At 74.6% G+C, this 25,273-nt stretch carries 24 protein-coding genes; 13 read left to right on the forward strand and 11 right to left on the reverse strand.

From position 1 onward, the window contains the following. Positions 1–642 (reverse strand): acyltransferase (locus G3I53_RS00005; protein ID WP_164437899.1); only part of this gene is annotated, 642 nt, incomplete at its 3' end. Between the two features lie 108 nt (positions 643–750). On the opposite strand from G3I53_RS00005, the gene G3I53_RS00010 reads away from it, so the two are divergent. Further along, positions 751–1,284 carry a gamma carbonic anhydrase family protein gene (locus G3I53_RS00010; protein WP_164334682.1) on the forward strand — a complete coding sequence of 178 codons (534 nt, stop codon included), beginning with the start codon at positions 751–753 and terminating at the stop codon, positions 1,282–1,284. Between the two features lie 80 nt (positions 1,285–1,364). On the opposite strand, the gene G3I53_RS00015 is transcribed toward G3I53_RS00010, so the two are convergent. Next, a complete protein-coding gene (locus G3I53_RS00015) occupies positions 1,365–3,743 on the reverse strand; it encodes a phosphoketolase family protein (RefSeq protein WP_164334681.1) in 2,379 nt (792 codons plus the stop codon). A gap of 198 nt (positions 3,744–3,941) precedes the next feature. Next, positions 3,942–4,844: a universal stress protein gene (locus tag G3I53_RS00020; RefSeq protein ID WP_164437900.1), complete on the reverse strand. Its 903-nt coding sequence runs from the start codon at positions 4,842–4,844 to the stop codon at positions 3,942–3,944. Positions 4,845–5,106: 262 nt separating this feature from the next. On the opposite strand from G3I53_RS00020, the gene G3I53_RS00025 reads away from it, so the two are divergent. Continuing rightward, positions 5,107–5,568, forward strand: a complete 462-nt coding sequence (locus G3I53_RS00025; RefSeq protein ID WP_164334383.1) for a cyclic nucleotide-binding domain-containing protein — start codon at positions 5,107–5,109, stop codon at positions 5,566–5,568. Between the two features lie 54 nt (positions 5,569–5,622). On the opposite strand, the gene G3I53_RS00030 is transcribed toward G3I53_RS00025, so the two are convergent. Continuing rightward, positions 5,623–6,060, reverse strand: a complete 438-nt coding sequence (locus tag G3I53_RS00030; protein WP_164334385.1) for a DUF4442 domain-containing protein — start codon at positions 6,058–6,060, stop codon at positions 5,623–5,625. A 144-nt stretch (positions 6,061–6,204) separates the two neighbouring features. On the opposite strand from G3I53_RS00030, the gene G3I53_RS00035 reads away from it, so the two are divergent. Further along, entirely contained in the window at positions 6,205–7,215 is a 1,011-nt protein-coding gene (locus G3I53_RS00035; protein ID WP_164334384.1) for a hypothetical protein, read from the forward strand. An 80-nt stretch (positions 7,216–7,295) separates the two neighbouring features. After that, positions 7,296–8,576, forward strand: a complete 1,281-nt coding sequence (locus G3I53_RS00040; protein WP_164437901.1) for an MFS transporter — start codon at positions 7,296–7,298, stop codon at positions 8,574–8,576. A gap of 125 nt (positions 8,577–8,701) precedes the next feature. Here G3I53_RS00040 and G3I53_RS00045 read toward each other — a convergent pair whose 3' ends face one another. From G3I53_RS00045 to G3I53_RS00055, 3 genes are all read right to left on the reverse strand, one after another. Then, positions 8,702–9,547, reverse strand: coding sequence for a fused MFS/spermidine synthase (locus G3I53_RS00045; protein ID WP_164437902.1), 846 nt, complete (start codon positions 9,545–9,547; stop codon positions 8,702–8,704). Between the two features lie 254 nt (positions 9,548–9,801). After that, positions 9,802–10,977: an elongation factor Tu gene (gene tuf, locus G3I53_RS00050; RefSeq protein WP_164338558.1), complete on the reverse strand. Its 1,176-nt coding sequence runs from the start codon at positions 10,975–10,977 to the stop codon at positions 9,802–9,804. 338 nt (positions 10,978–11,315) lie between these two features. Beyond that, entirely contained in the window at positions 11,316–12,050 is a 735-nt protein-coding gene (locus G3I53_RS00055) for a DNA alkylation repair protein (RefSeq protein ID WP_164338559.1), read from the reverse strand. Between the two features lie 49 nt (positions 12,051–12,099). Here G3I53_RS00055 and G3I53_RS00060 point away from each other — a divergent pair, with 49 nt between their 5' ends. The 4 genes from G3I53_RS00060 (at position 12,100) to G3I53_RS00075 (ending at position 15,027) form a co-directional block, all read left to right on the forward strand. After that, positions 12,100–12,891 carry a VTT domain-containing protein gene (locus G3I53_RS00060; protein ID WP_164338560.1) on the forward strand — a complete coding sequence of 264 codons (792 nt, stop codon included), beginning with the start codon at positions 12,100–12,102 and terminating at the stop codon, positions 12,889–12,891. Positions 12,892–13,179: 288 nt separating this feature from the next. Then, complete coding sequence (locus tag G3I53_RS00065; RefSeq protein WP_164338561.1) at positions 13,180–14,055, forward strand: undecaprenyl-diphosphate phosphatase; 876 nt, start codon at positions 13,180–13,182, stop codon at positions 14,053–14,055. Positions 14,056–14,116: 61 nt separating this feature from the next. Next, the gene (locus G3I53_RS00070) at positions 14,117–14,722 is read left to right on the forward strand and encodes a DinB family protein (protein WP_164338562.1); all 606 of its coding nucleotides are present in this window, start codon (positions 14,117–14,119) and stop codon (positions 14,720–14,722) included. A gap of 125 nt (positions 14,723–14,847) precedes the next feature. Then, positions 14,848–15,027 (forward strand): hypothetical protein, encoded by a 180-nt coding sequence (locus G3I53_RS00075; RefSeq protein WP_164334318.1) that lies wholly within the window; start codon positions 14,848–14,850, stop codon positions 15,025–15,027. Positions 15,028–15,066: 39 nt separating this feature from the next. On the opposite strand, the gene G3I53_RS00080 is transcribed toward G3I53_RS00075, so the two are convergent. Beyond that, positions 15,067–15,807, reverse strand: coding sequence for an SDR family oxidoreductase (locus tag G3I53_RS00080; protein WP_164334317.1), 741 nt, complete (start codon positions 15,805–15,807; stop codon positions 15,067–15,069). 172 nt (positions 15,808–15,979) lie between these two features. Further along, positions 15,980–16,153: a hypothetical protein gene (locus G3I53_RS00085; RefSeq protein ID WP_164337197.1), complete on the reverse strand. Its 174-nt coding sequence runs from the start codon at positions 16,151–16,153 to the stop codon at positions 15,980–15,982. 259 nt (positions 16,154–16,412) lie between these two features. On the opposite strand from G3I53_RS00085, the gene G3I53_RS00090 reads away from it, so the two are divergent. From G3I53_RS00090 to lnt, 3 genes are all read left to right on the forward strand, one after another. Beyond that, complete coding sequence (locus G3I53_RS00090) at positions 16,413–19,442, forward strand: hypothetical protein (RefSeq protein ID WP_164337196.1); 3,030 nt, start codon at positions 16,413–16,415, stop codon at positions 19,440–19,442. Between the two features lie 177 nt (positions 19,443–19,619). Further along, entirely contained in the window at positions 19,620–20,108 is a 489-nt protein-coding gene (locus tag G3I53_RS00095) for a nuclear transport factor 2 family protein (protein ID WP_164337195.1), read from the forward strand. Between the two features lie 70 nt (positions 20,109–20,178). Beyond that, entirely contained in the window at positions 20,179–21,744 is a 1,566-nt protein-coding gene (lnt, locus tag G3I53_RS00100; protein WP_164337194.1) for an apolipoprotein N-acyltransferase, read from the forward strand. Here lnt and G3I53_RS00105 read toward each other — a convergent pair. Continuing rightward, a complete protein-coding gene (locus G3I53_RS00105; RefSeq protein ID WP_164337193.1) occupies positions 21,668–22,573 on the reverse strand; it encodes a Gfo/Idh/MocA family oxidoreductase in 906 nt (301 codons plus the stop codon). The genes lnt and G3I53_RS00105 overlap by 77 nt on opposite strands. A gap of 13 nt (positions 22,574–22,586) precedes the next feature. Beyond that, complete coding sequence (locus G3I53_RS00110; RefSeq protein ID WP_164437903.1) at positions 22,587–23,780, reverse strand: FAD-dependent monooxygenase; 1,194 nt, start codon at positions 23,778–23,780, stop codon at positions 22,587–22,589. Positions 23,781–23,865: 85 nt separating this feature from the next. Between G3I53_RS00110 and G3I53_RS00115 the strand changes: the two genes are divergently transcribed. Both G3I53_RS00115 and G3I53_RS00120 read left to right on the forward strand, forming a co-directional pair. Beyond that, entirely contained in the window at positions 23,866–24,456 is a 591-nt protein-coding gene (locus G3I53_RS00115) for a TetR/AcrR family transcriptional regulator (RefSeq protein ID WP_164337741.1), read from the forward strand. Between the two features lie 42 nt (positions 24,457–24,498). Then, a complete protein-coding gene (locus G3I53_RS00120) occupies positions 24,499–25,011 on the forward strand; it encodes a DinB family protein (protein ID WP_164337742.1) in 513 nt (170 codons plus the stop codon). Positions 25,012–25,273 lie beyond the last annotated feature (262 nt).

Genomic DNA, 25,273 nt, shown 5'->3' on the forward strand with positions numbered 1-25,273 from the left:
TGGCTGCCAGCCGTCGTCCGGCGTCCAGCGGCGTACCACGCGCGCCGGGGCGCCCGCGACCACGGCGTGGTCGGGCACCGCGCCGCGGACCACCGCGCCCGCGGCGACCACGACGTTCCGCCCGAGGCGGGCACCCGGGAGGATCACCGCGCCGGTGCCGATCCAGCATCCCGGGCCGATCTCCACGGGTTCCATCCGCGGCCACTGCTTGCCGATCGGCTCGTGCGGATCGTCGTAGGAGTGGTTGGTGGAGGTGACGTAGACGTAGGGGCCGAAGTAGCAGTCGCTGCCGATGGTGACGGTGGTGTCGGCGATGACGTGGCTGCCGCGGCCCAGGACGACGCCGTCGCCGATGCGCAGGATCGGCTCGGGGCCGAGGTCGAGGTCGGGCATCAGGCCCGCCGTCAGGGTGACCTGCTCCCCGACGATGCAGTGGGCGCCGAGGTGGATCCAGGGCTCGCCGAACACGGTGCCGAGGGGGAAGGCGAGCCGGGTGCCCGGGCCGAGGGCGCCGAAGCGGAAACGGCCGGGGTGCTGGGCGGTCACCGAGCCGGTGCGCTGTGCCCAGGCCCAGCCCGCGTGGACCGCGCGCTGCGCGAGGCGGCGCGGCCAGGACGAGAACGTGTTCCTGCTTTTCGGCACGCGCTCACCGTAGTCGGCGCTCGTGCCGCCGGGGGCCCTGGTGACCTGTGATCTTCACCCCACCGGGGGTGGCGTACGGTGCCCCTCATCACGTGAGCAGGAGGCGACATGAAGCACAGGCCGCTGATCATCGGCATCGGCGACAAGGAACCGGCGGTGCACGAGGAGGCGTTCGTGGCGCCGACGGCGAGTGTGATCGGCGACGTGACCCTGCACGAGAGGGCGAGCGTCTGGTACGGGGCGGTGCTCCGCGGGGACGTGGAGCGGATCACGGTCGGCGCGCACAGCAACATCCAGGACAACTGCACGCTGCACGCCGACCCGGGCTTTCCCGTGACGGTGGGCCGCCGGGTGTCCGTCGGGCACAACGCGGTGGTGCACGGCGCGACCGTGGAGGACGACTGTCTGGTCGGCATGGGGGCCACCGTGCTCAACGGCGCGGTGATCGGCGAGGGGTCCCTCGTCGCCGCGCAGGCGCTGGTGCCGCAGGGCATGCGGGTCCCGCCGGGCTCGCTGGTGGCGGGCGTGCCGGCGAAGGTCCGGCGGGAGCTGACGGCCGAGGAGCGTGCCGGGCTGACCCTCAACGGCACGCTGTACGCGGAGCTGGCCACCGCGCACGAGGAGCAGGTGTACGGGCTGTAACCCCCCGGTGCCGAGCACGGGGCCGGCGCCGGGGCCGGGGTTCCCTCCCGCCCCCGGCCCGGACGGCCGGGGGCCGCGGCTCACGCGGTCCAGCTCCACTCGGCGACCTCGGGCAGGTCGGTGCCGTGCTCGCGGATCCACGCGTGGTGGCGGGTGCGCGTGTCGGCCATCCGCTGGCGCAGGGCGGCGGCGCGGACCGCGAGACCGGGCACCCGGTCGATGACGTCCATGACGAGCCGGTAGCGGTCGAGGTCGTTGCGCACCACCATGTCGAACGGCGTCGTCGTGGTGCCGGCCTCCTTGTAGCCGCGCACGTGGAGGTGGTGGTGGCCGGTGCGGCGGTAGGCGAGGCGGTGGATCAGCCAGGGATAGCCGTGGTAGGCGAAGATGACCGGCTTGTCGGCGGTGAACAGGCCGTCGTACTCGAAGTCGGTCATGCCGTGCGGGTGCTCCCCGCGGGGCAGCAGCCGGGCGAGGTCCACGACGTTGACCACCCGGACCGCCAGCTCCGGCAGGTGACGGCGCAGCAGGTGGGCGGCGGCCAGCACCTCCTGGGTCGGCACGTCGCCGGCGCACGCCAGGACGACGTCGGGTTCGCCGCCGTCCTCGGTGCCCGCCCAGTCCCAGATGCCGGCGCCGCGGGCGCAGTGCACGCGGGCCTCGTCCATGGACAGCCAGTCGAAGCAGGGCTGTTTGCCCGCGACGACGACGTTCACGTAGTCGCGGCTGCGCAGCACGTGGTCGGCGACGGACAGCAGGGTGTTGGCGTCCGGCGGCAGATAGACCCGGACGACCTCGGGGCTCTTGTTGAGGACGTGGTCGACGAAGCCGGGGTCCTGGTGCGAGAAGCCGTTGTGGTCCTGGCGCCACACGTGCGAGGTGAGCAGGTAGTTCAGTGAGGGCACGGGCGCGCGCCAGGTGAGACGGCGGGCGGTGCGCAGCCATTTGATGTGCTGGTTGACCATGGAGTCGACGATGTGCACGAACGCCTCGTAGCAGGAGAACAGCCCGTGCCGGCCGGTGAGCGTGTAGCCCTCCAGCCAGCCCTGGCAGAGGTGTTCGGAGAGGATCTCCATCACCCGGCCGTGCCGGTCGAGGTCCTCGTCGACGTCGAGGATCCCGGCCTGCCACGCCTTGCCGCTGGCACCGTAGACCGCCTGGAGCCGGTTCGAGGCCGTCTCGTCGGGGCCCACCAGACGGAAGTCCCTGCGCCCGGCGGTGTCCGCCATGACCCGCTCCAGGAGGTCGCCGAGCACGCGCGTGGGTTCGTGCAGGGTGCTGCCCGGCTTGTCGACGGGGACGGCGAACGCGTCGAGGGACGGCAACGGCAGCTCGCGCGTGAGCAGTCCGCCGTTCGCGTGCGGGGTCGAGCCGAGGCGCCGGGCGCCCGCGGGCAGGCAGGCCAGGACGTCGGGCACCGGCCGCCCGCCGGCGTCGAAGAGTTCGTCCGGCCGGTACGACCGCAGCCACGCCTCCAGTTGCCGCAGGTGCTCTGCGTCGTCCCGCACCCCGGCCAGCGGGACCTGGTGGGAGCGCCAGGTGTTCTCCACCGGCTTGCCGTCCACCTCCTGCGGTCCCGTCCAGCCCTTCGGGGTGCGCAGCACGATCACCGGCCAGTGCACCCTGCCGGTCGCGCCGCCCTCGCGGGCGGCGCGCTGGGCCTCGTCGATCCGGTCCAGGGCGGTGTCCATGGCGGCGGCCATCGCCCGGTGGACGGCGGCGGGTTCGTCGCCCCCGACGTAGATCGGGTCGTGCCCGTACCCGCGCAGCAGGGCGTCGAGTTCGGCCTCGGGAAGGCGGGCGAGCACCGTCGGGTTGGCGATCTTGTAGCCGTTGAGGTGCAGGATCGGCAGGACGGCACCGTCGTGCACCGGGTCGAGGAACTTGTCGGAGTGCCAGGACGTGGCCAGCGGCCCGGTCTCCGCCTCGCCGTCCCCGATGACGCAGGCGACCAGCAGGCCGGGGTTGTCGAAGGCGGCCCCGTAGGCGTGCGCGAGGGAGTAGCCGAGTTCGCCGCCCTCGTGGACCGAGCCGGGGACCTCGGGGGCGACATGGCTGGGGACGCCGCCGGGGAAGGAGAACTGCCGGAAGAGCCGCTCCATGCCCTCCGCGTCGCGGCCGACGTCGGGGTACGTCTCGCTGTAGCTGCCCTCCAGCCAGGAGTTGGCCAGCACGGAGGGGCCGCCGTGACCGGGCCCCCAGATGCACAGGGTGTCCCTCCCGCGCTGTGCGATCACGCGGTTGAGGTGCGTGTACACCAGGTTCAGTCCCGGTGAGGTGCCCCAGTGGCCGAGCAGGCGCGGCTTGATGTGCTCCGGCCGCAGGGGCTCGGTGAGCAGCGGGTTCGCGAGCAGGTAGATCTGGCCCGCCGCCAGGTAGTTGGCGGCCCGCCAGTGGGCGTCCAGGACGCGCAGTTCCTCGTCGGTCAGTACGGTCCGGTGATCCTGGTGCTCGGGCATCGGGGGCTCCGTGGGTGGTCGACAGGGACGGTCGGGCGGTGACGGAAGCGGGCGGGCTGCGGACGGGACGCGGTGCGGGTACCAGCTTCCCGCCTTCCGATACGCCCCGCACGGCCGGACCGGCGCCGGGTGGCGCGATCCGGCCGCCGGGCCGGGTGGTCACCGGAGGGCACGGCCGCCCGCCGGGCCCGCCCCGGCTCACGTGTGCGGGACGACCGCGACGGGTGCCGCCGCATGATGGAGCACCGCGTGGGTGAGGGAGCCGATCCGCCCGCCGAGCGGGCCGCGCCGGATGCGGCGGCCGACGACCACCAGGGACGCCTGGCGGGACGCCTCGACCAGGCGGACCGAGGGGCTGCCGCCGAACGCGTCCTCCACGACCTCGACCTGCGGGTACCGCTCCCGCCACGGACGCAGCGCCTTCGTCAGTCTCTCCGCCTCCCCCGCGGCGACCGCGTCGTACAGCGCGGGGTCGGCCGGCAGTCCGTGGACGTAGTAGGGCGGCAGGTTCCAGCCGTGCACCGCGCGCAGTGCGGTGCCGCGCAGGGCCGCCGCGGCGAAGGCGAAGCCGATCACCTCCGCGTCGGGCCGGGCGGCGTCCACGCCGAGCAGGACCGGCCGGTAGGGCGTCGCGGCGGACGGGATGCCGGCGGGGTCGGGTTCGTGCTCGTCGGCGGCCTGCTCACCGGCCCGGACCAGGACGACGGGCCGGCGGGCCCGCGCCACGACGCCGAGGCCGACGGAGCCCACCAGGAAGCCGCCGAGGGGGCCGAGGCCCCGGGAGCCGAGGGCCAGCAGCTCGGCGTGGTCCGCCGCGGCGGCCAGTACCTCGACGGGGCGGCCGTCCCTCTGGTCCGCGACGACCCCGACGCCGGTGTGCCGCAGCCGCAGCCCCTCAGCCGCCTCGCTCAGCACGCTCCAGTGACCGCCCTCGGGTGAGCTTCCCGGGTGCTGCGAGGCGACCGCGGCCTCCGCCTCCCGCTCGCGGACGTGCAGCAGGCGCAGCGGAAGACCGCGCAGCCGGGCCTCGCGGGCCGCCCACTCGGCCGCGGCCCTGCTCTCGGGCGAACCGTCCAGGCCGGCCACGATGGTGCGGGACATGGGGAACCTCCTGGCGTCCGGTGATCACCTCCAGCCTGGTCCGCCCGTACCGCGGCGGGAAGGGACCACAGGTCCCCGCGCGGAGCCGAAGGGCCCGTACGCCGGCGTCCGGGACGGGGGTGCAGCTCTCCCGCCGGGTCCGCGGCCGTCCGGGACGGTTGCCGGTACCGGGGGCCGGACGGCCCATGGACACGCCGGTCACCACGGCCGGACGCTGGACGCAGCACCTCGTACACCGTGGAAACACTCCGGGAGGCCCGCCATGTTCGCTCCCCCGTCCCCCAGCATGCCGCGCGCCCTGCCCGCCGAGCAGCGGGCGCGCCTGCTGAGCACCGCCCGTGAAGTGTCGTTCCCGCAGGGCGCCCGGCTGTTCGAGGAGGGCGGCCGGGCGGACCGGTTCTGGGTGATCCGCACCGGCACCGTCGAGCTCGACATGCGGGTGCCGGGCCGTCGGCCCGCCGTCATCGAGCGCCTGGGCCACAACGAACTGGTCGGCTGGTCCTGGCTGTTCACCCCGCACGTCCGGCACCTGGGCGCCGAGGCGGCCACCCCGGTGCGGGCGTACGAGTTCGACGCCCCGGCCGTCCTCGAGATGTGCCGGGAGGATGCCGAGCTCGGCCGGGACGTCACCCAGTGGGTCGGCAATGTGGTCGCCCACCGGCTGCACGCCGCCCGGGTCCGGCTGCTGGACCTGTACGGGCCCTACGGGGCGGGCACGGTCTGAGCCGCGCCCGCGGACGGCCCCGGCGGATCAGCGGGCGCCGGTGGGCGCGGCCGGTCACCCGTTGGGCCGGAGGGTCCACACGACGGTCATCTCACCGGTGACGTCCCCGTCCTCGCGGCGGATCTCGATCGACACCGGGAACTCCGGGCGCTTCCCGGCGTCCAGTTCCGCCACGACCTCGGCGGCGGGACGCCCCAGGGTCGCGGTGGCGGTGACCGGGCCCATCGCCAGCTTGCGGTAGGCGATCTCGGCGCGGACCGCGAGCGGCACCGCGCGGGCGAGCTGGTCCCCGAAGGCGGCGAGCACGATCGCGCCGCTCGCGGACTCGCCGAGCGTGAACATGGCGCCGGCGTGCGGGCCGCCCACGTGGTTGTGGTAGTCGGCCTGGTCCGGCAGGGAGACGACGGCCCGCTCGGGCGTGGTCTCGATGAACCGGAGGTCGAGGGTCCGGGCCATGGGCACGGTGGCGGCGAGCATCTCGCCGATGGACATCTGGTCTGCGCTCATGCCCGCAGGTTACCCGCGAGTAGGCCCGGGAGACCACCGTCCGCCGCTCCCGCCCCTTCCCCGGTTGCTACGTCCCCGTCAAAGGGCGGTGACCGAATCGTGTCCGGGGCGCCGCTAGGGTGGCTGACCATGTGGCCAGGACAGCAGCCGCCCGGGGGCGAGCAGAACCCGCAGGACAACAACCCGTACCAGCAGCCGGGGTACCAGCAGCCGAATCCGTACCAGCAGCCCGGCTACCAGCAGCCGAACCCGTACGCGCAGCAACAGCCGCAGTGGAACGCGCCGACCGTGCCGGGCGGCCCCAACGCCCCGAAGGGCGGGGACGGGAACCGGACCAAGCTGGTGGCGATCGTCGCGGCGACGGCCGTCGTGATCGCCGCCGGGGTGACCGGATTCCTGGTGCTCGGCGGCGACGAGGACGACACCGCGAAGGGCGGCAAGGACGGCAAGCCGTCGGCGAGCGCGTCCGCCGAGCCCTCGGACGAACCGAGCGCCTCGGCGTCCGAGGACAACCCGCGCGGCGGCGAGGCGGAGAAGGCGACCATTCCCGGCTGGCAGGTCGTCGTGAACACGCGCTTCGGCACGAAGTTCGACGTGCCCGCCGACTGGGAGATCGAGACGCCCGGCACCAGCGTCGGCTTCGAGTGGGAGGACGAGGACGGCGAGATGGACCGCACCACGGTCACCGCCCCCGCCTACCTCAAGTCCGAGTGGTGCACCACCGACGACGACAAGGACGGCCGCGAGGAGGACACCGCCCTCGTCACGGCGGGCACCCGCGGTGAGAACGGCGCCAAGACGACCGACCAGGCGGCCGAGACCCGCGTGCCGTGGTGGATCTACGGCGGCTACACGCAGCCCGACAAGAAGAGCGTGAAGACGGTCAAGCCGAAGCCGTACACCACCACCTCCGGCATCAAGGGCAGCCTCGCCACCGCCTACTCCGACGGCACCCCGCAGAAGGGCAAGTGCGACAGCGAGGGCAAGGCGGTCACCTTCGCGTTCAAGAACGGCGCGGGCGACTTCGTCACCTGGAACCTGTTCGGCGCCAAGGGCGTCAAGGACGAAGTGCCCGAGGCGACCGTGCAGAAGATCCTGAGCACCGTGCGGCTCACCGAGGAGCCCCCGACGGGCACGTGAGGCCCCTTTCATGACCCCTCCCGGCAGGCGGGGCGACCTGGCATTTGGCAAGTCGGCCCCGCCCCGGAGATAGTCACGGGGTGTCCACCTCCCTTTCCCGCCGCCGTCCCGCCTGGGCCGGACGCAACTACTCGTTGTTGACCGCCTCCGCCGTGGTGACCAGCCTGGGCAGCCACGGCGCGCTGATCGCCGCCGCCTTCGCCGTCCTGGCCGCGGGCGGCGGCGCGGGCGACGTGGGCCTGGTCGCCGCCGCGCGCACCCTGCCGCTGGTGGTGTTCCTGCTGATCGGCGGAGCGGTGGCGGACCGGCTGCCGCGGCACCACGTGATGGTCGCGGCGAACATCCTCAACTGCCTCTCGCAGGCGGCCTTCGCCGTCCTGGTGCTCGCGGGCGAGCCGCTGCTGTGGCAGATGATGCTGCTGAGCGCGCTCGGCGGCACCGGCCAGGCGTTCTTCAGCCCGGCCGCCGAGGGCATGCTGCTCTCCTCCGTCGAGGGGGAGCAGGCCGGGCGGGCGTTCGCGGTGTTCCGGATGGCCATGCAGGGCTCGATGCTCGGCGGGGCCGCGCTGGGCGGCGCCATGGTCGCCGTGATCGGGCCGGGCTGGGTCCTCGCGGCGGACGCCGGCGCCTTCGCGGTGGCGGCGGGACTGCGCGCCTTCCTCGACGTCAGGCACATCCCCCCGCGCGCCCCCGGCGGCGGCCTCGTCTCCGACCTGCGGGAAGGCTGGCGGGAGTTCTCCGGGCGGCCCTGGCTGTGGGGCATCGTCATCCAGTTCGCCCTCGCCAACGCGGTGGTGGCCGCCGCCGACGCGGTCTACGGGCCGCTGGTCGCCCGGGACCACCTGGGCGGCGCCGCGCCGTGGGGGCTGGCGCTGGCCTTCTTCGGCGGGGGCACCGTACTGGGCGCGCTGCTCATGACCCGCTGGAAACCGGTCCGGCTGCTGTTCACCGGCACCCTGTGCGTGTTCCCCCTGGCGCTGCCGTCCGCCGCGCTCGCCGTGCCCGTGCCGGTGTGGGCGCTGTGCGCGGTGATGCTGGTGACCGGGATCTGCCTGGAGGTGTTCGGCGTGTCCTGGATGACCGCCCTGCACCAGGAGATCCCGGAGGAGAAGCTGTCCCGGATCTCCGCCTACGACTGGTTCGGCTCGGTGGCGCTGGTGCCGCTGGCGACCGCGCTGGCCGGCCCGGCGGAGTCGGTGCTGGGGCGCCCGGAGGCGCTGTGGGGATGCGCCGCGCTGGTCGTGGTGGCCACGGCGGCGGTGTTGTGCGTCCCGGACGTGCGCAACCTGCGCCGGCGGACCCGTACGGTCACCGAGGCCCCCACCGGGAGCGACCGGCCCGAGGTGATCGAGCGGGCGTGACCGCCACGCGGGACCGTCACCTCGGCACACTCTCCGCCGCTCGTGCGGCGGCGGGGCACGGTCCACGGCCTCTCGGCCGGGGCAGCCGGGGGCTCAGCCGGGGTCAGCCGGGGCGGGTGCGGTGGTCAGCCGATGCCGAACGCTCCGGCGGGCGGCTCCGGCGAGGGCACCGCGTCCTCGTCCCGCACCGGGCGCGCGCCGGCGACGAACCTCCGCAGGGCCACGCCGTGCTCCACCCGGGCCGGGAAGGCGTCGGCCGCGGTGCGCCGGGCCAGCGCGGCGGTGTCCAGGGGATGGTGGGCGGCGATCAGCAGGGCGTTGCCGAAGCGGCGGCCGCGCAGCACCCCCGGCTCGGCGACCAGCGCCAGCTCCTCGAAACACGTCCCGAACGTCGCCAGCTGGGAGCGCAGGAAGTCGAACGGCGCCCCGTCGGCGAGGTTCGCCACATAGACCCCGCCCTCCCGCAGGACGCGGGCGGCCTCGTCGGCGTAGGCGGCCGTGGTGAGATGGGCGGGCACGCGGGAGCCGCCGAAGACGTCGGCGACGATCACGTCCGCCGAGTCGGCCGGGGCCGCCTCCAGCCAGGCGCGGGCGTCCGCGGTGTGCAGGGTGACGTCGCAGTCGGCGGGCAGCGGCAGGTGTGCGGTGACGAGGTCCAGCAGGGCGCCGTCGGCCTCGACCACCTGCTGCCGGGAGCCGGGCCGGGTGACGGCCAGGTAGCGGGGCAGGGTGAGGGCGCCGCCGCCCAGGTGCACCGCGTCCAGTGGGCGTCCGGGCCCGTCGAGGGTGTCCAGGACGTGGCCGAGCCGCCGGGCGTACTCGAACTCCAGGTGGCCGGGGTCGTCGAGGTCGACGTAGGACTGCGGGGCCCCGTCGACGGTGAGCAGCCAGGCCCGTTCCCGGTCGACGTCGGGCATCAGCTTGGCGGTGCCGTGGTCGACGGCACGGGTCACGGGGATGGGCTCGGTCACCGTCCCATTGTCCCGTCGGGGCCGGGGCCCGTTGACCTAGGGCCTCTCGTTTGGATCAGGCCGGGCTCGCGGGCCCCGGCACCGCGCCTCGCCGCGTTGTCGTCGGTTGGCAGGGCTCCGCCCTGCCGCCCTCCTCCGCCTTGCGAGTCACGGCACCGGACCCCGCTCCCTGATCCGGCCTGATCCAAACGACAGACCCTAGGGGTGGCCGGGCGGCTGCCCGCCCCGGGTGGGGGCGGGCAGCCGCGGGCCGTTCAGCCGACCTCGGTCACCGTGCCGGCGGCCACGGTGCGGCCGCCCTCGCGGACGGCGAAGCCGAGCCCGGGCTCCAGGGGCACCTCGCGGCCCAGTTCCACGGTCATGGTGACCGTGTCCCCGGGCCGGGCGACGGCCGTCGCGCCGAGGTCCACGTCGCCGACGACGTCCGCGGTGCGGATGTAGAACTGCGGCCGGTAGCCGGTGGACACCGGGGTGCTGCGCCCGCCCTCGCGGGTGGACAGCACGTACACCTGCGCGGTGAACCGCCGGCGGGGCACCACGCTGCCCGGTGCCGCGACCACGTGGCCGCGGCGCACCGCGTCGCGGGGGACACCGCGCAGCAGCAGCGCCACGTTGTCCCCGGCCTGCGCCTCGGACATCGGCCTGCCGAAGGTCTCCAGACCGGTCACGACCGTCTCGACGCCGGCGCCGAGCACCTCCACCCGGTCGCCGACGCGGATCGTGCCGCGCTCGACGGCACCGGTGACGACGGTGCCCCGGCCGGTGATCGTGAGCACGTTCTCCACCGGCAGCAGGAAGGGCGCGTCGACGTACCGCTCGGGCATGGGCACGTAGGTGTCGACCGCGTCCAGCAGCGCGTCGATGGACGCCGTCCAGCGCGGGTCGCCCTCCAGGGCCCTCAGCCCGGAGACCCGGACGACCGGCGCCGCGTCCCCGCCGTAGCCGTGCGCGGAGAGCAGCTCCCGGACCTCCAGCTCGACGAGGTCGGTGAGCTCCTCGTCGCCCGCGTCGGCCTTGTTGAGGGCGACGACGATGTGGTCGACGCCCACTTGACGGGCCAGCAGCACGTGTTCGGCGGTCTGCGGCATGATCCCGTCGAGGGCGGAGACCACGAGGATCGCCCCGTCGAGCTGGGCGGCGCCGGTGACCATGTTCTTCACGTAGTCGGCGTGGCCGGGCATGTCGACGTGCGCGTAGTGCCGGGTGTCGGTCTCGTACTCGACGTGCGCGATGTTGATGGTGATGCCGCGCGCGGCCTCCTCGGGCGCCCGGTCGATGCGCTCGAAGGGCACGAAGGAGCCGCTGCCGCTGCCGCGCTCGGCGAGGACCTTGGTGATGGCGGCGGTCAGGGTGGTCTTGCCGTGGTCGACGTGCCCCATGGTGCCGATGTTCAGGTGCGGTTTGGTGCGGACGTACGCCGTCTTGGACATGGCGGTACCTCGATGTCTCTCAGTGGTGGTGCGTGACGGCCCCGGCGCGGCGGAGCGGCGCGCGGCGGGACGGGGACCCCGGGAGGAACCGGCCGACCCTCCCCCTGCGGGGTCCGCCGGTCGATCCGGGGAGGGTCAGCTTCGGGCGCCGTCGGCGGCGGCCGGGAGAGCATCGACGGCAGCCTTCGGGGCATCCGCGGCGGCGGATGCGGCGAGGTGGAAGGCGTACCGGAACATGAGGTCGATCCTTGCGGACGCGGGGGTCCCGCGTCGAACGGTTTTCCCGCCCGGACGCGGCTGGGGGAGCCGTCGGCGCTTCCGCTGCCGTGCGGGCGGGCTCAGGCGCCGATGTTCTTCAGCGCCTCCCGTACCGACAGGGGCGCGAGCCGGTCCCGTTCGCGGGCCACGAAGGCGCGGACCGCGTCGGGGTCGGTCTTGGCGTATTCGCGCAGGCACCAGCCGATGGCTTTGCGGACGAAGAAGTCGGGATGGCCCGACCGGCGCACGCAGTAGCCGAACAGCCGGGCGGTGTCGGTGCGTTCCTTGTACCGCAGTTGGTGCAGCAGCGCCGTCCGCACCAGCCACCGGTCGTCGTCGCCGCACCAGGCGTCCATCTCCGCCGCGAGGTCCCGGTCGGCGGCGACCAGCGCGCCCACGACGTGGGCGGCGAGCAGGTCGACGGTGTCCCACCACGCAACCGCGGTGAGCAGGTGCCGGGCCACGGGCAGGAAGCCGGAGGAGCAGTGCCGCACGTGGCGGCGCAGGTAGTCCACCGCGAAGTACTGGTACTCACGCTCGGGCAGGTCCCAGCAGCGCAGGGCGATCGCCGTGCAGTCGGCCTCGGTGGGGCGGGGCAGCCCCTCGACCACGGTGCGGGACAGGGCCCGGCGGACCGGGGTGGCCAGACCGAGGAACGGCGCGACGTCCTTCATGTAGGCGCGCATCCCCACGGCCCGCCGCGGGTCGGCCGCCGTCGGGTAGACGGCGGTGAGCCGGTCCAGGACGGTGTCGGCGAGCGGACTGGCCGGAACCTTCCGCGGGCCGCCCGCGGTGCCGGCTGTGGCGGGGTTCATGAGACGCACACTACGGCGATCACCCCGCCGCGTCGGTTAGTGTCGCCGGATGCTCGATGCCTCCACCCGCTCTGGCGGCACGGCCACGGCCTCTCCCCGGGCCGTCGGCACCCCTGATCTCGCGCTCGCGGTCCCCCTGCCCGCGGCGCCCGCCCCACATGCGCCGGGCCCGGCCGCCCGCTGGGCGAGAGCCCTGCTGTCGCCCTGGTCCCGGCTGTCCCTGCTGGTGGTGCTGCTGCTGTCGGCTGCGTCGGTGATGGTGCTGTTCGAGCCGCAGCGGCTGCTGACCGACGGTTTCCCGTCCCGGCTCGGCGGGGCGGCGGCCGTGGTGCTGTACGCGGTGGCGTACGGGGTGTGCACCGTGGCGTTCGTACCGCGCCCGCTGCTCAACCTCGGGGCGGGCGCGCTGTTCGGCAGCCAGCTCGGTCTGGGCGCGGCGCTCGCCGGCACGGTGCTCGGGGCGGGGCTGGCGTTCTGTCTGGGGCGCGCGCTCGGCCAGGACGCGCTGCGTCCGCTGCTGCGGGGACGGTGGCTGAAGGCGGCCGACCGGCAGCTCAGCCGGCACGGTTTCCGCTCGATGCTGGCGACCCGGCTGTTCCCGGGCGTGCCGTTCGCCGCCGCCAACTACTGCGCCGCCGTGTCGCGGATGGGCCTGCTGCCGTTCCTGCTGGCGACGGCGCTCGGTTCGATCCCGAACACCGCCGCCTACGCGGTCGCGGGCGCCCGTGCCTCGACGCCGACGTCGCCCGCCTTCCTGATCGCGCTGGCCTGCATCGCCGTACCGGGGCTGGTGGGCGCGGCGGTGGCGTGGCGGAAGCGGCGGCAACTGCGCGGCCGGTGAGGGGGACGGGGCGAGCGCCGCGTCAGAGCAGTCTCACCGTCGCGGAGTTGGTGAGTCCGGCCGTCTCGCACATGGTCAGCGGGCCGTAGCGGCTGCTCCGTGCACGGGCCGGCCCCTCCCCCGCCCGCGCCGATCCGGCCGGGACAGGGCCGTGACGTCCCTGCACCAAGTGTTCATTTCGGGGCGCTACGCTTCCCGCGGCGCGCCCGATCACCGATCACCGCACCCGCGGTCCCGCGTGCCGTACGTCGCCCGTTTCCACGATCGGCACTTGGACTCCGCTACCTCATGTCTTGGTTTGAATCCCTCATCCTCGGACTCGTCCAGGGGCTGACCGAGTTCCTCCCCGTCTCCTCCAGCGCGCATCTGCGCCTGACGGCCGCGTTCTCCGGCTGGGAGGACCCCGGCGCGGCGTTCACCGCGATCACCCAGATCGGCACCGAGGCCGCGGTGCTCATCTACTTCCGCAAGGACATCGGCCGCATCCTGTCCGCCTGGACGCGCTCCCTCACCGACCGGGAGCTGCGCCGCGACCCCGACGCGCGCATGGGCTGGCTCGTCATCGTCGGCTCCATCCCCATCGGCGTCCTCGGCGTCACGCTCAAGGACCAGATCGAGGGGCCGTTCCGCGACCTGCGGATCACCGCCACGATGCTGATCGGCATGGGCATCGTCCTCGGCGTTGCCGACCGGCTGGCCGCCCGCGCCGAGAGCGGCGGCCGGCACCGTGCCGCCAGACGGCCCAAGGAACTCACCGACCTGACCGTCAAGGACGGCCTCATCTACGGCCTCTGCCAGGCGATGGCCCTCGTCCCGGGCGTGTCGCGCTCCGGCGCCACCATCAGCGGCGGCCTGTTCATGGGCTACCGGCGCGAGGCCGCGGCCCGCTACTCCTTCCTCCTCGCCATCCCGGCCGTGCTGGCGTCCGGGCTGTTCGAGCTGAAGGACGCCACCGAGGGCGGCCACGTCTCCTGGGGCCCGACCGTCTTCGCCACGGTCATCGCGTTCGCGACCGGTTACGCCGTGATCGCGTGGTTCATGAAGTTCATCTCCACCAAGAGCTTCATGCCGTTCGTCTGGTACCGGATCGTCCTCGGCGTCGTCATCATCGTGCTGGTCAGCGCGGGTGTGCTGAGTCCGGGGGCGGGCGAGGCGGCCCACTGAGCCCGGCGTCGCCCGGGCAGGAGGTTGAGGCCGCGGGCGGCCCCTGGCAGGCTCGTGCCGCATGATCGACGGATACGCGAAGGACCACCTGCACGGAAGACTGCGGCGGGACCGCGAGGCGCTGCTCTGGAAGCTCGACGGACTGTCCGCCCATGACGCCCGCCGCCCCCTGACGGCGACCGGGACCAACCTCCTCGGCCTGGTCAAGCATGTGGCCACCGTCGAGGCCAGGTACTTCGGCGAGGTCTTCGACCGGCCGTCCCCGGAACCGCTGCCCCGGTGGCAGGACTCCGACGGCAGCGACCGGTGGGCGGCCGAGGACGAGACCGCCGAAGAGATCGTCGGGTTCTACCGGCGCACCTGGGCCCACTCCGACGCGACGATCGACGCGCTCTCCCTCGACTCCCGCGGGCATGTGCCGTGGTGGCCGGCGCCCCACGCCGACACCCGCCTGTTCGCCGTCATGATCCACGTCCTCGGCGAGACGAACCGGCATGCCGGGCACGCCGACATCCTGCGCGAGGGCCTCGACGGCCGGACCGGGCTGCGCCCCGAGCACGAGCAGCGGATCGACGAGGAAGCCCGCGCCGCCCACCGCGCGAGGATCGAACGGGCCGCCGGGGCGGCCGCAGCGGCCGAGGGCCCGGCGATCGTCCGCGTGACGTGACGCCCGCGGGGAACAGCGGCACGCCCGCGGGGCCCGTCCGGTCCCGCGGGGTGCGCTCGGGGCACCCCGCGGCGCGCGTAGCCGTCCGGTAGCGCAGAGTCAGTGCCTGGGCCTAGGCTGTCCGCATGTCCCCCGATTCCGTCACCCCTGGTTCCGTGCGGTCCGCCGCCGATGTCAACGAGCAGATCCGCGCGCTGTGGCTGCGCGCGGGCGGGTCCCTGTCGGCCACGGAGCGTGCGGAGTACGAGTTGCTGGTGGTCGAGTGGGCGGCCGCGATCCGCGGCGGGGTCGTCAAGGCGGCCTGACCCCCGGCCGCCCCTGCGGGCCGGCAAGCTGCGGTGCCGTCAGCGTCCGCCCGCCACCCGCAGCACGGTTCCCGTCGTGTACGAGGCGTCCGGTGACATCAGCCAGGCCACGGCCGCGGCGATCTCCTCGGCCCGTCCGGCGCGGCGCAGCGGGACCGCGGCACCCGCCTGCCGGGCCCGGTCCGGGGCGCCCATCGCGGCGTGCATCTCGGTGTCGATCACACCCGGGGCCACCCCGTTGACCCGGATCCCGTCCGGGCCCAGCTCCTTGGCGAGGCCCAGCGTCAGGGCGTCCACGGCGGCCTTGGTCGCCGCGTAGTGGACGTACTCGTTCGGGCTGCCGAGCGTGGCCGCTCCCGACGAGATGTTCACGATGACGCCCTCGCCCCGGGGCGTCATCAGCTGCGCGGCGCGCCGCGCACAGAGCAGCGTGCCCATCAGGTTGACGTCGACGACCCGCCGCAGGGTGTCCGTGGCGACGTCGGCGAAGCGGCCCAGCGGTCCGGTCACCGCCGCGTTGTTCACCAGCCCGGTCACCGGGCCGAGTTCGTTCTCGGCCACCTCGAAGAGCCGCTCGACGTCCGGCTCGGCGGAGGTGTCGCCCCGGACGGTGACGGCACGCGCGCCGGCCGCGCGCACCCCCTCCGCCACCGCCTCGGCGGCGCCGGCGTCGCGTACGAAGCCCACCACCACGTCGTGGCCCTCGGCCGCGAGCCGCAGACAGGTGGCGGCGCCGATCCCCCGGCTGCCGCCGGTGACCACGGTGACGAGTCGTTTCATGTGGCTGCCTCCCGGTGACGCCCTGTGCGAGATCACCAGACTGGCAGACCGGCGGGCCGGGTCCCGGACGGGGTTCCACCACACGGAGCGCGCCCCGGTCCCCGTCCCGCCGGTGGGGCGGGCACGGGGACCGGGGCGCGCTCCGCCGCCCTCCGTCTCCCTCGCGCCGTGCTCAGAAGCGCAGGAACTTGCGGAGGTCCCGCAGCACCGCGGTGACGTCCTCCCGGGAGGCGCGCAGCAGGGCGATCACGCCCAGCACGCACACCACCGCGCAGACGGCGACCCCTCCCCAGAACCGGTGGTCGAGGTACAGCGCGACGAGGTCCTGCCAGTGGGACTCGGACATGACGGAGCTCCTTTCTCCCCGGATCCGGGACCCCGTCGGTCCCGGCCGATGCTCTGTCAGGCCCCAGGACAGCAAGGGTTTTTCCTTATTGGCCAACCTGAAATTTCGGGCCGCCCATACGCTGTGTTATTGCAGCGGTCACCACAAATGGACGGCGCTCGGCGCGCCGGGAATCGGGCGGGGGCGCATGACGGGGAACGCGAGACGGGGTGCTCCGATCAAGCCGTCGCAGGCGACGACGGAGCCGCACATCACTTGGGTGGACGGGTTACGCGCCTGGGAGGAGCACGCGGGCCGCCCCCGCAGCTCCCTGGCCGCGGAGGCCGGCCTCGACACCTCCGCCCTGACCCGTCTTCTGAACGGCCTCACCGACTTCGGGCGCTGCCTGAAGGACTCGCTGCGTCTCCTCCAGGCGTGCGGCGCCCCGGAGGAGGTCCGCACCCAGTGGATCGTCTGCTACACGCGGTACGAGCAGGAGGGCTGGCACGAGGAGTCGTCCCCCCGGCCCCCGTTGCCCACCGACGCGCTTCCCCCGCCGCCCGCCGGCCCGCTGGTCCCCTGGTCCGAGTGGCGGGTGCGCGCGGCCGAGCACGGCACTCCGCTGGCCCGCGCGACCGTCGCGTGCCTCTCCTCGCCGGCCGTCGACCGCGGTGTCGACAAACGGATCTACCGATCGGTCACCCGGTGGCTGGACGAGGAGCCGGAGCACTCCCGGGCCCTGAGCGTGGACGGACGTCAGGGGTCCGGCCGCACCTGGGCGCTGCTGCGGAGCGTGGAGCGGTTGTCAGAGCTCCGGCAGACCCCGGTGTTCGTCCTCGACCCGGCGGAGGAGCTCGACACCGCGGCACTCGAGGAGTTCCGGGCCGCGCGGCGGGAGCCGTACATCGTCCTGGTGGACACCCTCGACGACGAGGCGGACGCCCGCACGGTGCTGGGGCCGCTGCTCGCCGAACGCCGGGGCCGTGCCCCCGCGCTGTACCTGCTGAGCGGCTACGAACCCCCGGAGTGGCTGGAGCGGTGCGAGGGCGTGCCGGTCGGCCGGGTGACGGACGAGGAGGTGCGGCAGCTCAGTGCCCTGCTGCACTCCGGGCGGTCCCGGCAGCGGCTGTCGCACAACGACCGGGCGGACCTCAACCGCCGCCTGCGCAGCGACAAGGCGCCCGGCATCGGCGAGGTCGTCCGCCTGCTGACTCCGGGCGGCGACCCGCGGCTGACGCGGTACGCCGCCGACCTCCACGCCCAGTACCGCCGGTTCGACGGCGGGGACGAGGGCCGCCAGGTCCAGGCGCTCGGGGTGCTCTTCCTCATGTACTGCGGAGTGCGGCGGCTGCCGGTGCCCGACGGTGTCCTCAGCGAGGCGTTCACCCTGTCGACGGGATCGCTGAAGCACGTGCACGGCCATGTGACGAGCCGGGGCGAACGGCTGGTCTGGCTGGAGCACCCCCGGGCCCTGGACCGCGCGCTCCGGCGCATCGCGCGGAACAACGGCGAGCCCACGTTCGAGAAGCTGCGGCGGGACGCGCTGTGCCGGGCGCTGGGCGGCGTGCAACCCGGCAACCGCCTGCACCGCGACTTCGCCCGCCGGCTCGTCAGCCGGGTGTCCGCCGCGGACCGGGCCTGGCTGGTGCGGGAGTGCCGGGAGCTGGTCCTGGGGCTGGCCCTCGCCACCGCCCGCGGCTCGGCGTCGATGCACATCTACGCCTGGTACCCCCTCGCGCAGGAGGCGCTGCGGGCCGACGACGGGGTCGCGCCGGACATGCAGGCGCTGCTCGACCGCTGGAAGGACGGCCTGTCCGCCGAGTTCGTGGACACGCTGACGCCGCAGCCGCGCAGTCCCGCCGAGGTGATGTACATGATCCTCGCGCTGGGCCGGGACGAGACGGCGGTCCACATGCTGCGACGGCTCGGCAGCGCCGCCGAGTGGGAGAGCGGGCCGTGGTGGGACTTCTTCGAGATGGTGGAGAAGGCCCCCGGGAAGAGACAGCTGACCGAGAAGCTGATGCCGGTGCTGCGGGGCGGCGGGCTGGACGTGCCGAAGCTGCTGCGCACGGCGAACACGGCCCAGGTGCTGCCGGCGCTGGTGACCGAGTACGGGCGGCCGGACGAGCGGCACTGGCTGTGGCGCCACCTGCACGAGATCCTGTCCGACACCGCGCCGGAGACCCTGCAGCACCGGTACCGCTGCGCCCGGCACTTCACGGCGCTGGCGGGGCGCTGTCTGTCGCAGCGCCGGCACTACCTCTCCCTGCGCGTGCTGGGGGCCTGTCTGCAGCCGTCGCTGCTGGACGACCCCCTGTGCCGTGAGTTCGAGCGCGAGGTGGACGACATCCGCCGGCTGGAGTCGGACGCCGCGCTGGGGCCGCGCACCGTGGAGGCGCTGCTGCCGCTGGTGCGGACCCTGCCGCCGAGCCGGGCGGCGGAGGTGTGGCGCCGGACGCTGGGCTTCGCCGTCCAGTGGCATCCCGACCTCCTGCCGGAGCTGTCGCGCGAGGCCCTGGACGCCGTGGGCACCCTCGTGGACGACGGGGTGCCGGCCAAGGACTACAGCCACCTGCACTACGCGGCCCTGGAGACGGCGATCCACGCCCGGTCCCTGCAACCCCTCGACGCCGCCCACTACCTGGCCGCCTTCGCCTCGGTGACCGAGGACCAGCAGGTCGAGCTGCTGGTGCGGCTGGCCTCGGCCTGTCTGACCGCGACGGACCGGGGCATGGCGGAGGCGGCGGCCCGGTACCTGACCGGCTGCGACATCGCGGACCCGTGGAAGACGACCAGTGCCGCCCAGGACTACCTGGACGAGCTGGCCGACTGGGCCGGTGCCGCCACCCCGGAGCCGGCGGCGGACCTCTCCTTGCGCTTCGGGTCGATGCGGCCCTACGCGCTCGCCCTGCGGCTGCTCCCCGGCAGCCGGGCCAAGCAGCAGGAGAGGGCGCGCCGCCTGCTGGAATCCGGCCCGGCGCCGGGTCTGTTCCGGGCGCTCGTGACGGAGCTGCTGCGAGTGGGGCTCGCCGCGGAGGCCCGGGAACTGCTCTCCCGTCGCTCCGACCGGAGTCCGGACAACGAGTGCGCCCGGGCGCACGCCGCGGCCCTGGAGGGAGAGCTGGGCGCGGCCCGGACGCACCTGCGGCGGCTCACGGCGACGTACCACAGCACCGGGCACGGGGCGCACCCGAAGGCCGTGCGGGAGACGGCCAGGGCGATGGCGGAGCAGACGTCCGGCAACGAGGCGCGGTGCTACCGGATGCTCGCCCGGCTGCAGGACCTCACCCCGCTCACCGAGGGCCCGTGAGGGCACCGGCGGGAGCATTGCGGAGCCGGCGTGGCGGGGGCCGGCCGGTGTCTGAGGGCGCCGGCGGGTGCATTGGAGCCGGTTTTGGCCGGTGCCCGGCGGGCGTGTCGTCGGGCGGCGCCGGGAATGTCGGGGCGGCCTCTTGGCACCCCACGTCCCATGGCCAACACTGAGCCGATGACCCAGCGTGTGGAGCTCGCGACCGTGAGGGACCGGCTGGCCGTCGACGCACTCGTCACCGAGTACGCGGTGGCCGTGGACGACGGCGACTGGGAGGGATACCGGGGGCTGTTCGTGCCGGGCGGGCGGGCGGACTACCGCTCGGCCGGCGGCATCGAGGGCGAGGCGGCGGCGGTCGCCGACTGGCTGGCGCGGTCCCTGGCGGTGTTCCCGGTACGCCAGCATCTGATCGTCAACCGCCGGGTGCGGTTCGGCGTGCGGGAGCAGGACACCGGTGACACCGCCCACGTCCAGGCCGACTACCTCAACCCGATGGGCGGCGGTGGCGGGGACGGCGAGGGGCCGGCGTCCCCGGACTTCGTGTGCGGCGGCCGGTACGCCTTCGCGACGGTGCGCACGGAGGACGGCTGGCGGCTGACCGAGGTGGTCGTGCGGGAGAAGTGGCGGCGCCTTCCCGGCCGCCGGGCGGCCGATGTGATCAACTGAACGGGCCCCGCGCCGACCGGGACCGTCCCCGGGGCGCACACTTGGGTCCTCAGGGGGTAGGGAGGCGCCTATGAAGACGCTCGGCCACTGGCTCGCCTCCCCGTGGTACCGCTCGGCCGCGGCCGTGGTCGTCGGGGCCCTGCCGGTCCTGGCCTTCCCCGCCCCGTCCCTGTGGTGGTTCGCCTACGTCGCCCTGGTGCCGTGGATCCTGCTGGCGCGCGGCGCGCCGACGGGCCGCCGGGCGGCGTACGACGGGTGGTGCGGCGGCTTCGGGTTCATGTTCGCCATGCACCACTGGCTGCTGCCGAACCTGCACGTCTTCACCTTCGTCATCGCCGCGCTGCTCGGGGCGCTGTGGGCGCCCTGGGGGTGGCTGGTGCGCAGGCTGCTGGGCGGGGTGCCGTCCCGGGGCCGCGTGGTGGCCGCCCTCGCGGTGCTGCCGGCGGCCTGGCTCGTGATCGAGCTGATCCGCTCCTGGCACGCGCTGGGCGGCCCCTGGGGGGTGCTCGGGGCGAGCCAGTGGCAGGTGGGGGCAGCCCTGCGGCTGGCCTCGGTGGGCGGTGTGTGGCTGCTCAGCCTCCTGCTGGTGGCCGTGAACGTGGCCGTCGCGGTGCTGGTCGCGCTGCGGCGGGCGCGGCTGCCCGCCGTGGCCGCCGTGGTGACGGTCGCCGCCGTGGGGTCCGCGGCCTGGGTGTGGTCCCCGCGCCCGCAGACCGACGAGCGGGTGCGGATCGCGGTCGTCCAGCCGGGGGTGGTCGCCGGTCCGGCGAGCGCGGACCGCAGGTTCGACCGCGAGGAACGGCTCACCCGCGAGCTGGCCGGCCGGGACGTCGATCTGATCGTGTGGGGTGAGAGCAGTGTGGGCTTCGACCTCGGTGCCCGCCCCGACCTCGCCCGGCGGCTCGCCGCGCTGTCCCGGGAAACGGGTGCCGAGCTGCTGGTCAACGTGGACGCGCGGCGGTCCGACCGGCCCGGCATCTTCAAGAGTTCGGTGCTGGTCGGCCCGGAAGGGCCGACCGGGGACCGGTACGACAAGATGCGGCTGGTGCCGTTCGGGGAGTACATCCCGGCGCGCTCGCTGCTGGGCTGGGCGACCTCGGTGGGCAAGGCCGCCGGGGAGGACCGCATGCGCGGCACGCGGCAGGTGGTGATGGACGCGGGCGGCGGGCTGCGCATCGGGCCCATGGTGTGCTTCGAGACCGCGTTCCCGGACATGAGCCGGGCGCTGGCGGAGGGCGGCGCGGACGTGCTGCTCGCCCAGTCGTCGACCTCGACGTTCCAGCAGAGCTGGGCGCCCGCGCAGCACGCCTCGATCGCCGCGCTGCGGGCCGCGGAGACGGGCCGCCCGATGGTGCACGCGACCCTCACGGGCGTGTCCGCCGTGTACGGGCCGGACGGCGGGCGGACCGGGCCGTGGCTGGGCAGGGACACCTCCGCCGCCCACGTGTACGACGTGCCGCTGGCGCACGGCACGACGCCCTACGTGCGCTTCGGCGACCGGGTGCCGCAGGCGGCACTGCTGACCGTCGCGGCCTGGTGCGCCGCGGAGGTGCTCCGGGTCAGGCGGCGGTCCCGCTCACCGCGCGCACCACACGCTCGCACAGCTCATGGGTCTCCAACGCGTCCCGGGCGCTGAGCACCCGCCCGGCGCGCACCGCGTCCAGGAAGGCGAGCACGGCCTGCTCGATGCCGCGCTGCCGGGCCACCGGCACCCAGTCCCCGCGCCGCCGGACGGTCGGCTGGCCCTTGTGGTCGACGACCTCCGCCAGGTTGAGGACCTGGCGCTTGGCGTCCTGCCCGGACACCTCGAGGATCTCCTCGGCCGAACCGCTGAGCCGGTTCATCACCCCGAGCGCGGTGAAGCCGTCCCCGCCGAGCTGGAGGACGACGTGGTGCAGCAGTCCGCCCTCGGTGCGGGCGCGCACGGTCACGTCGTCGACGGGGCCGGGCACGAGGAAGCGCAGCGTGTCGACGACGTGGATGAAGTCGTCGAGGATCATCGTGCGCGGGTCCTCCGGCAGACCGACGCGGTTCTTCTGCATCAGGACGAGGTCCCGCGGGTGCTCGGCGCACTGCGCGTAGCCGGGGGCGAAACGCCGGTTGAAGCCGACGGCGAGGCTCACCGCGCGGTCCTCGGCCAGCTCCACGAGCCGTGCGGAGTCGGCGAGTTCGTAGGCGAGGGGCTTGTCGACGTACGTCGGCACGCCCGCGTCCAGCAGCCGGGTCACGATCTCCGGGTGGACCGCGGTCGGCGCGTGCACGAAGGCCGCGTCGAGGTCCTGGGCGAGCAGCGAGTCCAGGTCGGCGTGGCGCCGCTCCGCGGGCAGGTGGAGGCCGTCCGCGACCCGGGTGAGGGTGGCGGGCGTCCGGGTCTGCAGGTGGAGGTCGACGCCGGGCAGTGCGCCCAGCACCGGAAGGTAGGCCTTCTGCGCGATGTCGCCGAGTCCGATGCAGCCGACCTTCACGGGGTGTTCTCCTCTAGCCGTTGCCTGCCGTGGTCTGCGGGGAAGCATACGGCTGCTGCGGCGGGCGCCAGTCGGCGATGCCGTCGAAGGTGCGCAGCGCGAGGCCCGGCGCGGCCTTCGTCAGCACGGCCAGGGCGTGGTCGCGCACCGCGATGCCGGCCCGGTTGGTCATCAGGTTCAGCCGGGCCGCCCGGACTGCCTGGCGGGCGACGGCGGTGGTGCGGGGCAGCCGGGCGGCCGTGTAGGCGGCCGGGTCACCGGCGTGGTGGGCGAGCACGACGGCGTCCTCGATGGCCTGGTTGCCGCCCTGGCCGAGGTTGGGCGGCATGGCGTGCGCGGCGTCGCCGACCAGCGCGACCCGGCCGCGGTGGAGGGCGGGCAGCGGCTCGGCGAGGTGGTGCACGTCGTGCCGCAGGACGTCCTCGGGGCGGGCGGCGGCCAGGACGGCGGGGACCGGGTCGTGCCAGTCGCCGTAGCGGCGCAGCAGTTCGGCCTTCTCGTCGTCGGGCGCCCGCCCGCCCGCGGGGGTCCGGGCGGCGGCGTACGCGTAGACCCGGCCGTCCCGGAGCGGGTGGGTGCCCCAGATGCGGCCCCGGCCCCAGGTCTCGTGCGAGGAGAACTCGGCGCCCGGTACCGGGATGAGCACCCGCCAGGTGGTGAAACCGGCGTAGACGGGCCCGGGGTGGGCGGGGAAGAGCGCGCTCCGCACACCCGAGCGGACGCCGTCGGCGGCCACCACGAGGTCCGCCGTCAGTTCCCCGTCGGGAGTGCCCACCCGGGCCGGGCGGGCGGGATCGGCGGGGTCCCCGGGGCCGAGGATCCGGGCGGCGGCAGCCGTGCGGACGGCGTCCGGCGGGAGGGTCGCGGCCAGGTGGCCGATGAGGGTGGCGCGGGCCAGGAGGACGAGCGGCCCGCCGAAGCGTTCGGTCGCCGCGGCGGCACTGGTCCGGGCGAGCCACCGGCCGTCCGGCGCGCGGACGCCCCCGTCGCCCTGGAAGGCGGACAGGGCGCGGACGGTGTCCCCGAGGCCGATGACGTCGAGGGCGCGCAGCGCGTTGGGCGCCAGGGAGATGGCCGCGCCGACCGGGGCGAGGGACGCGGCCCGCTCCAGCACCGTCACCCGGATCCCGCGCCGGTGCAGGGCGGACGCGGCGGTCAGGCCGCCGATCCCGCCGCCGATGACGACGGCCCGCTTCACCTGTGGCATGGCTGCTCCTCACGGCGCGACTACATCTGTAGTGCCTACGGTCTCCAATGTACTACAGGAGTAGTGAGCCGGGTAGGTTGTGCCCATGTCCGTGAGCACCGCAGGCGCCGCCCGCGCCGACCTCGTCGCCGACGCCGCCCTGGCCCTGCTCGCCGAGCGGGGCATGCGCGGGCTGACCCACCGGGCGGTCGACGAGGCGGCCGGACTCCCGCAGGGCTCCACCTCGAACGTGGCGCGCACCCGGGAGGCGCTGCTGGAGCTGACGGTGCGCCGGCTCGCCGAGCGGGAGGCCCGGGTCCTCGCCCTGGACGAGCTGCCGGACCCCCGCCGGGGCACCGCCGCGGTGGTGGAGGCGCTCGCCCTGGCCACCCACCGCGCGCTGACCCGCCACCGCGAACTCACCGTCGCCCGCTACGAACTCGCCCTCGAAGCCACCCGACGCCCCGGGCTGCGCGCCTACTTCGACGCCACCGGCGCCCGGTTCCGTGAGCTGCTCACCGCCCTCGTCACGGACCTGGGCTCCACGGAACCCGACCGGCACGCGCTCTCGCTGATCGCCTGGGCGGACGGGATGATGTTCTCCTGCGTGGCGGGGTCGTTCGGTTCGAGGACGCCGGGCCCCGAGGAACTCCGCGCGAGCCTGCGGGAAGTGCTGCGGGGCATGCTCGGTGACTGAAACGCGTAGTGGGACGGGCACGGGATCGGCAAGGATGCGGTCATGACGACCGAGCGACGTGAACCCGCCACCGACGCCGACGAACGCGCCATGCTGGAAGGCTGGCTCGACTACCACCGCCGCACCCTGGCCTGGAAGTGCGAGGGCCTGACCGACGCGCAGCTGCGCACCGCGTCGGTGTCCCCCTCCGAGCTGACCCTGCTGGGGCTCGTCCGGCACATGGCCGACGTGGAACGCGGCTGGTTCCGCCGGGTGCTGACGGGCGAGGACGCCGGGCCGATCCACTACAGCGAGGCCGACCCGGACGGCGAGTTCCACCTCACCCCGGCGGACACCTGGGCCGAGGCGTACGCGACCTGGCAGGAGGAGATCGAGGCGGCGCGGCGCAACGCGGCGGGCTTCGCACTGGACGACATGTCAAAGGGCACTCACGCCCGCACCGGCGAGCGCTTCAACCTGCGCTGGCTCTACACGCACATGATCGAGGAGTACGCGCGGCACAACGGCCACGCCGACCTGATCCGCGAGGCCCTGGACGGCGCGACCGGCGAGTGACGTCACCCCCGGCCCCCGCGCGGCGCCCGGAAGGGGGCGGAGATCACCCGTGCGGGGCATCCGGGGGACGTCCGCCGCCCGGACGGCGCCCGGAGCCAGCAGAGTGGCCCGGGTGCATCGAACGACGACGACAGCGACCCTGCTGCTGACCGTGGCGGTGTCGGCCCTCGCGGGCTGTGTCACGGTCCCGCCGCCCGCCGCCCCCGGACCGCCGGCCGCCCCGTCGGGGGTGCCGGCCCCGCGCCCGGACGGGGTGGTCCGC

It is taken from the genome of Streptomyces sp. SID14436 (assembly GCF_010548465.1).
Taxonomy (GTDB): domain Bacteria; phylum Actinomycetota; class Actinomycetes; order Streptomycetales; family Streptomycetaceae; genus Streptomyces.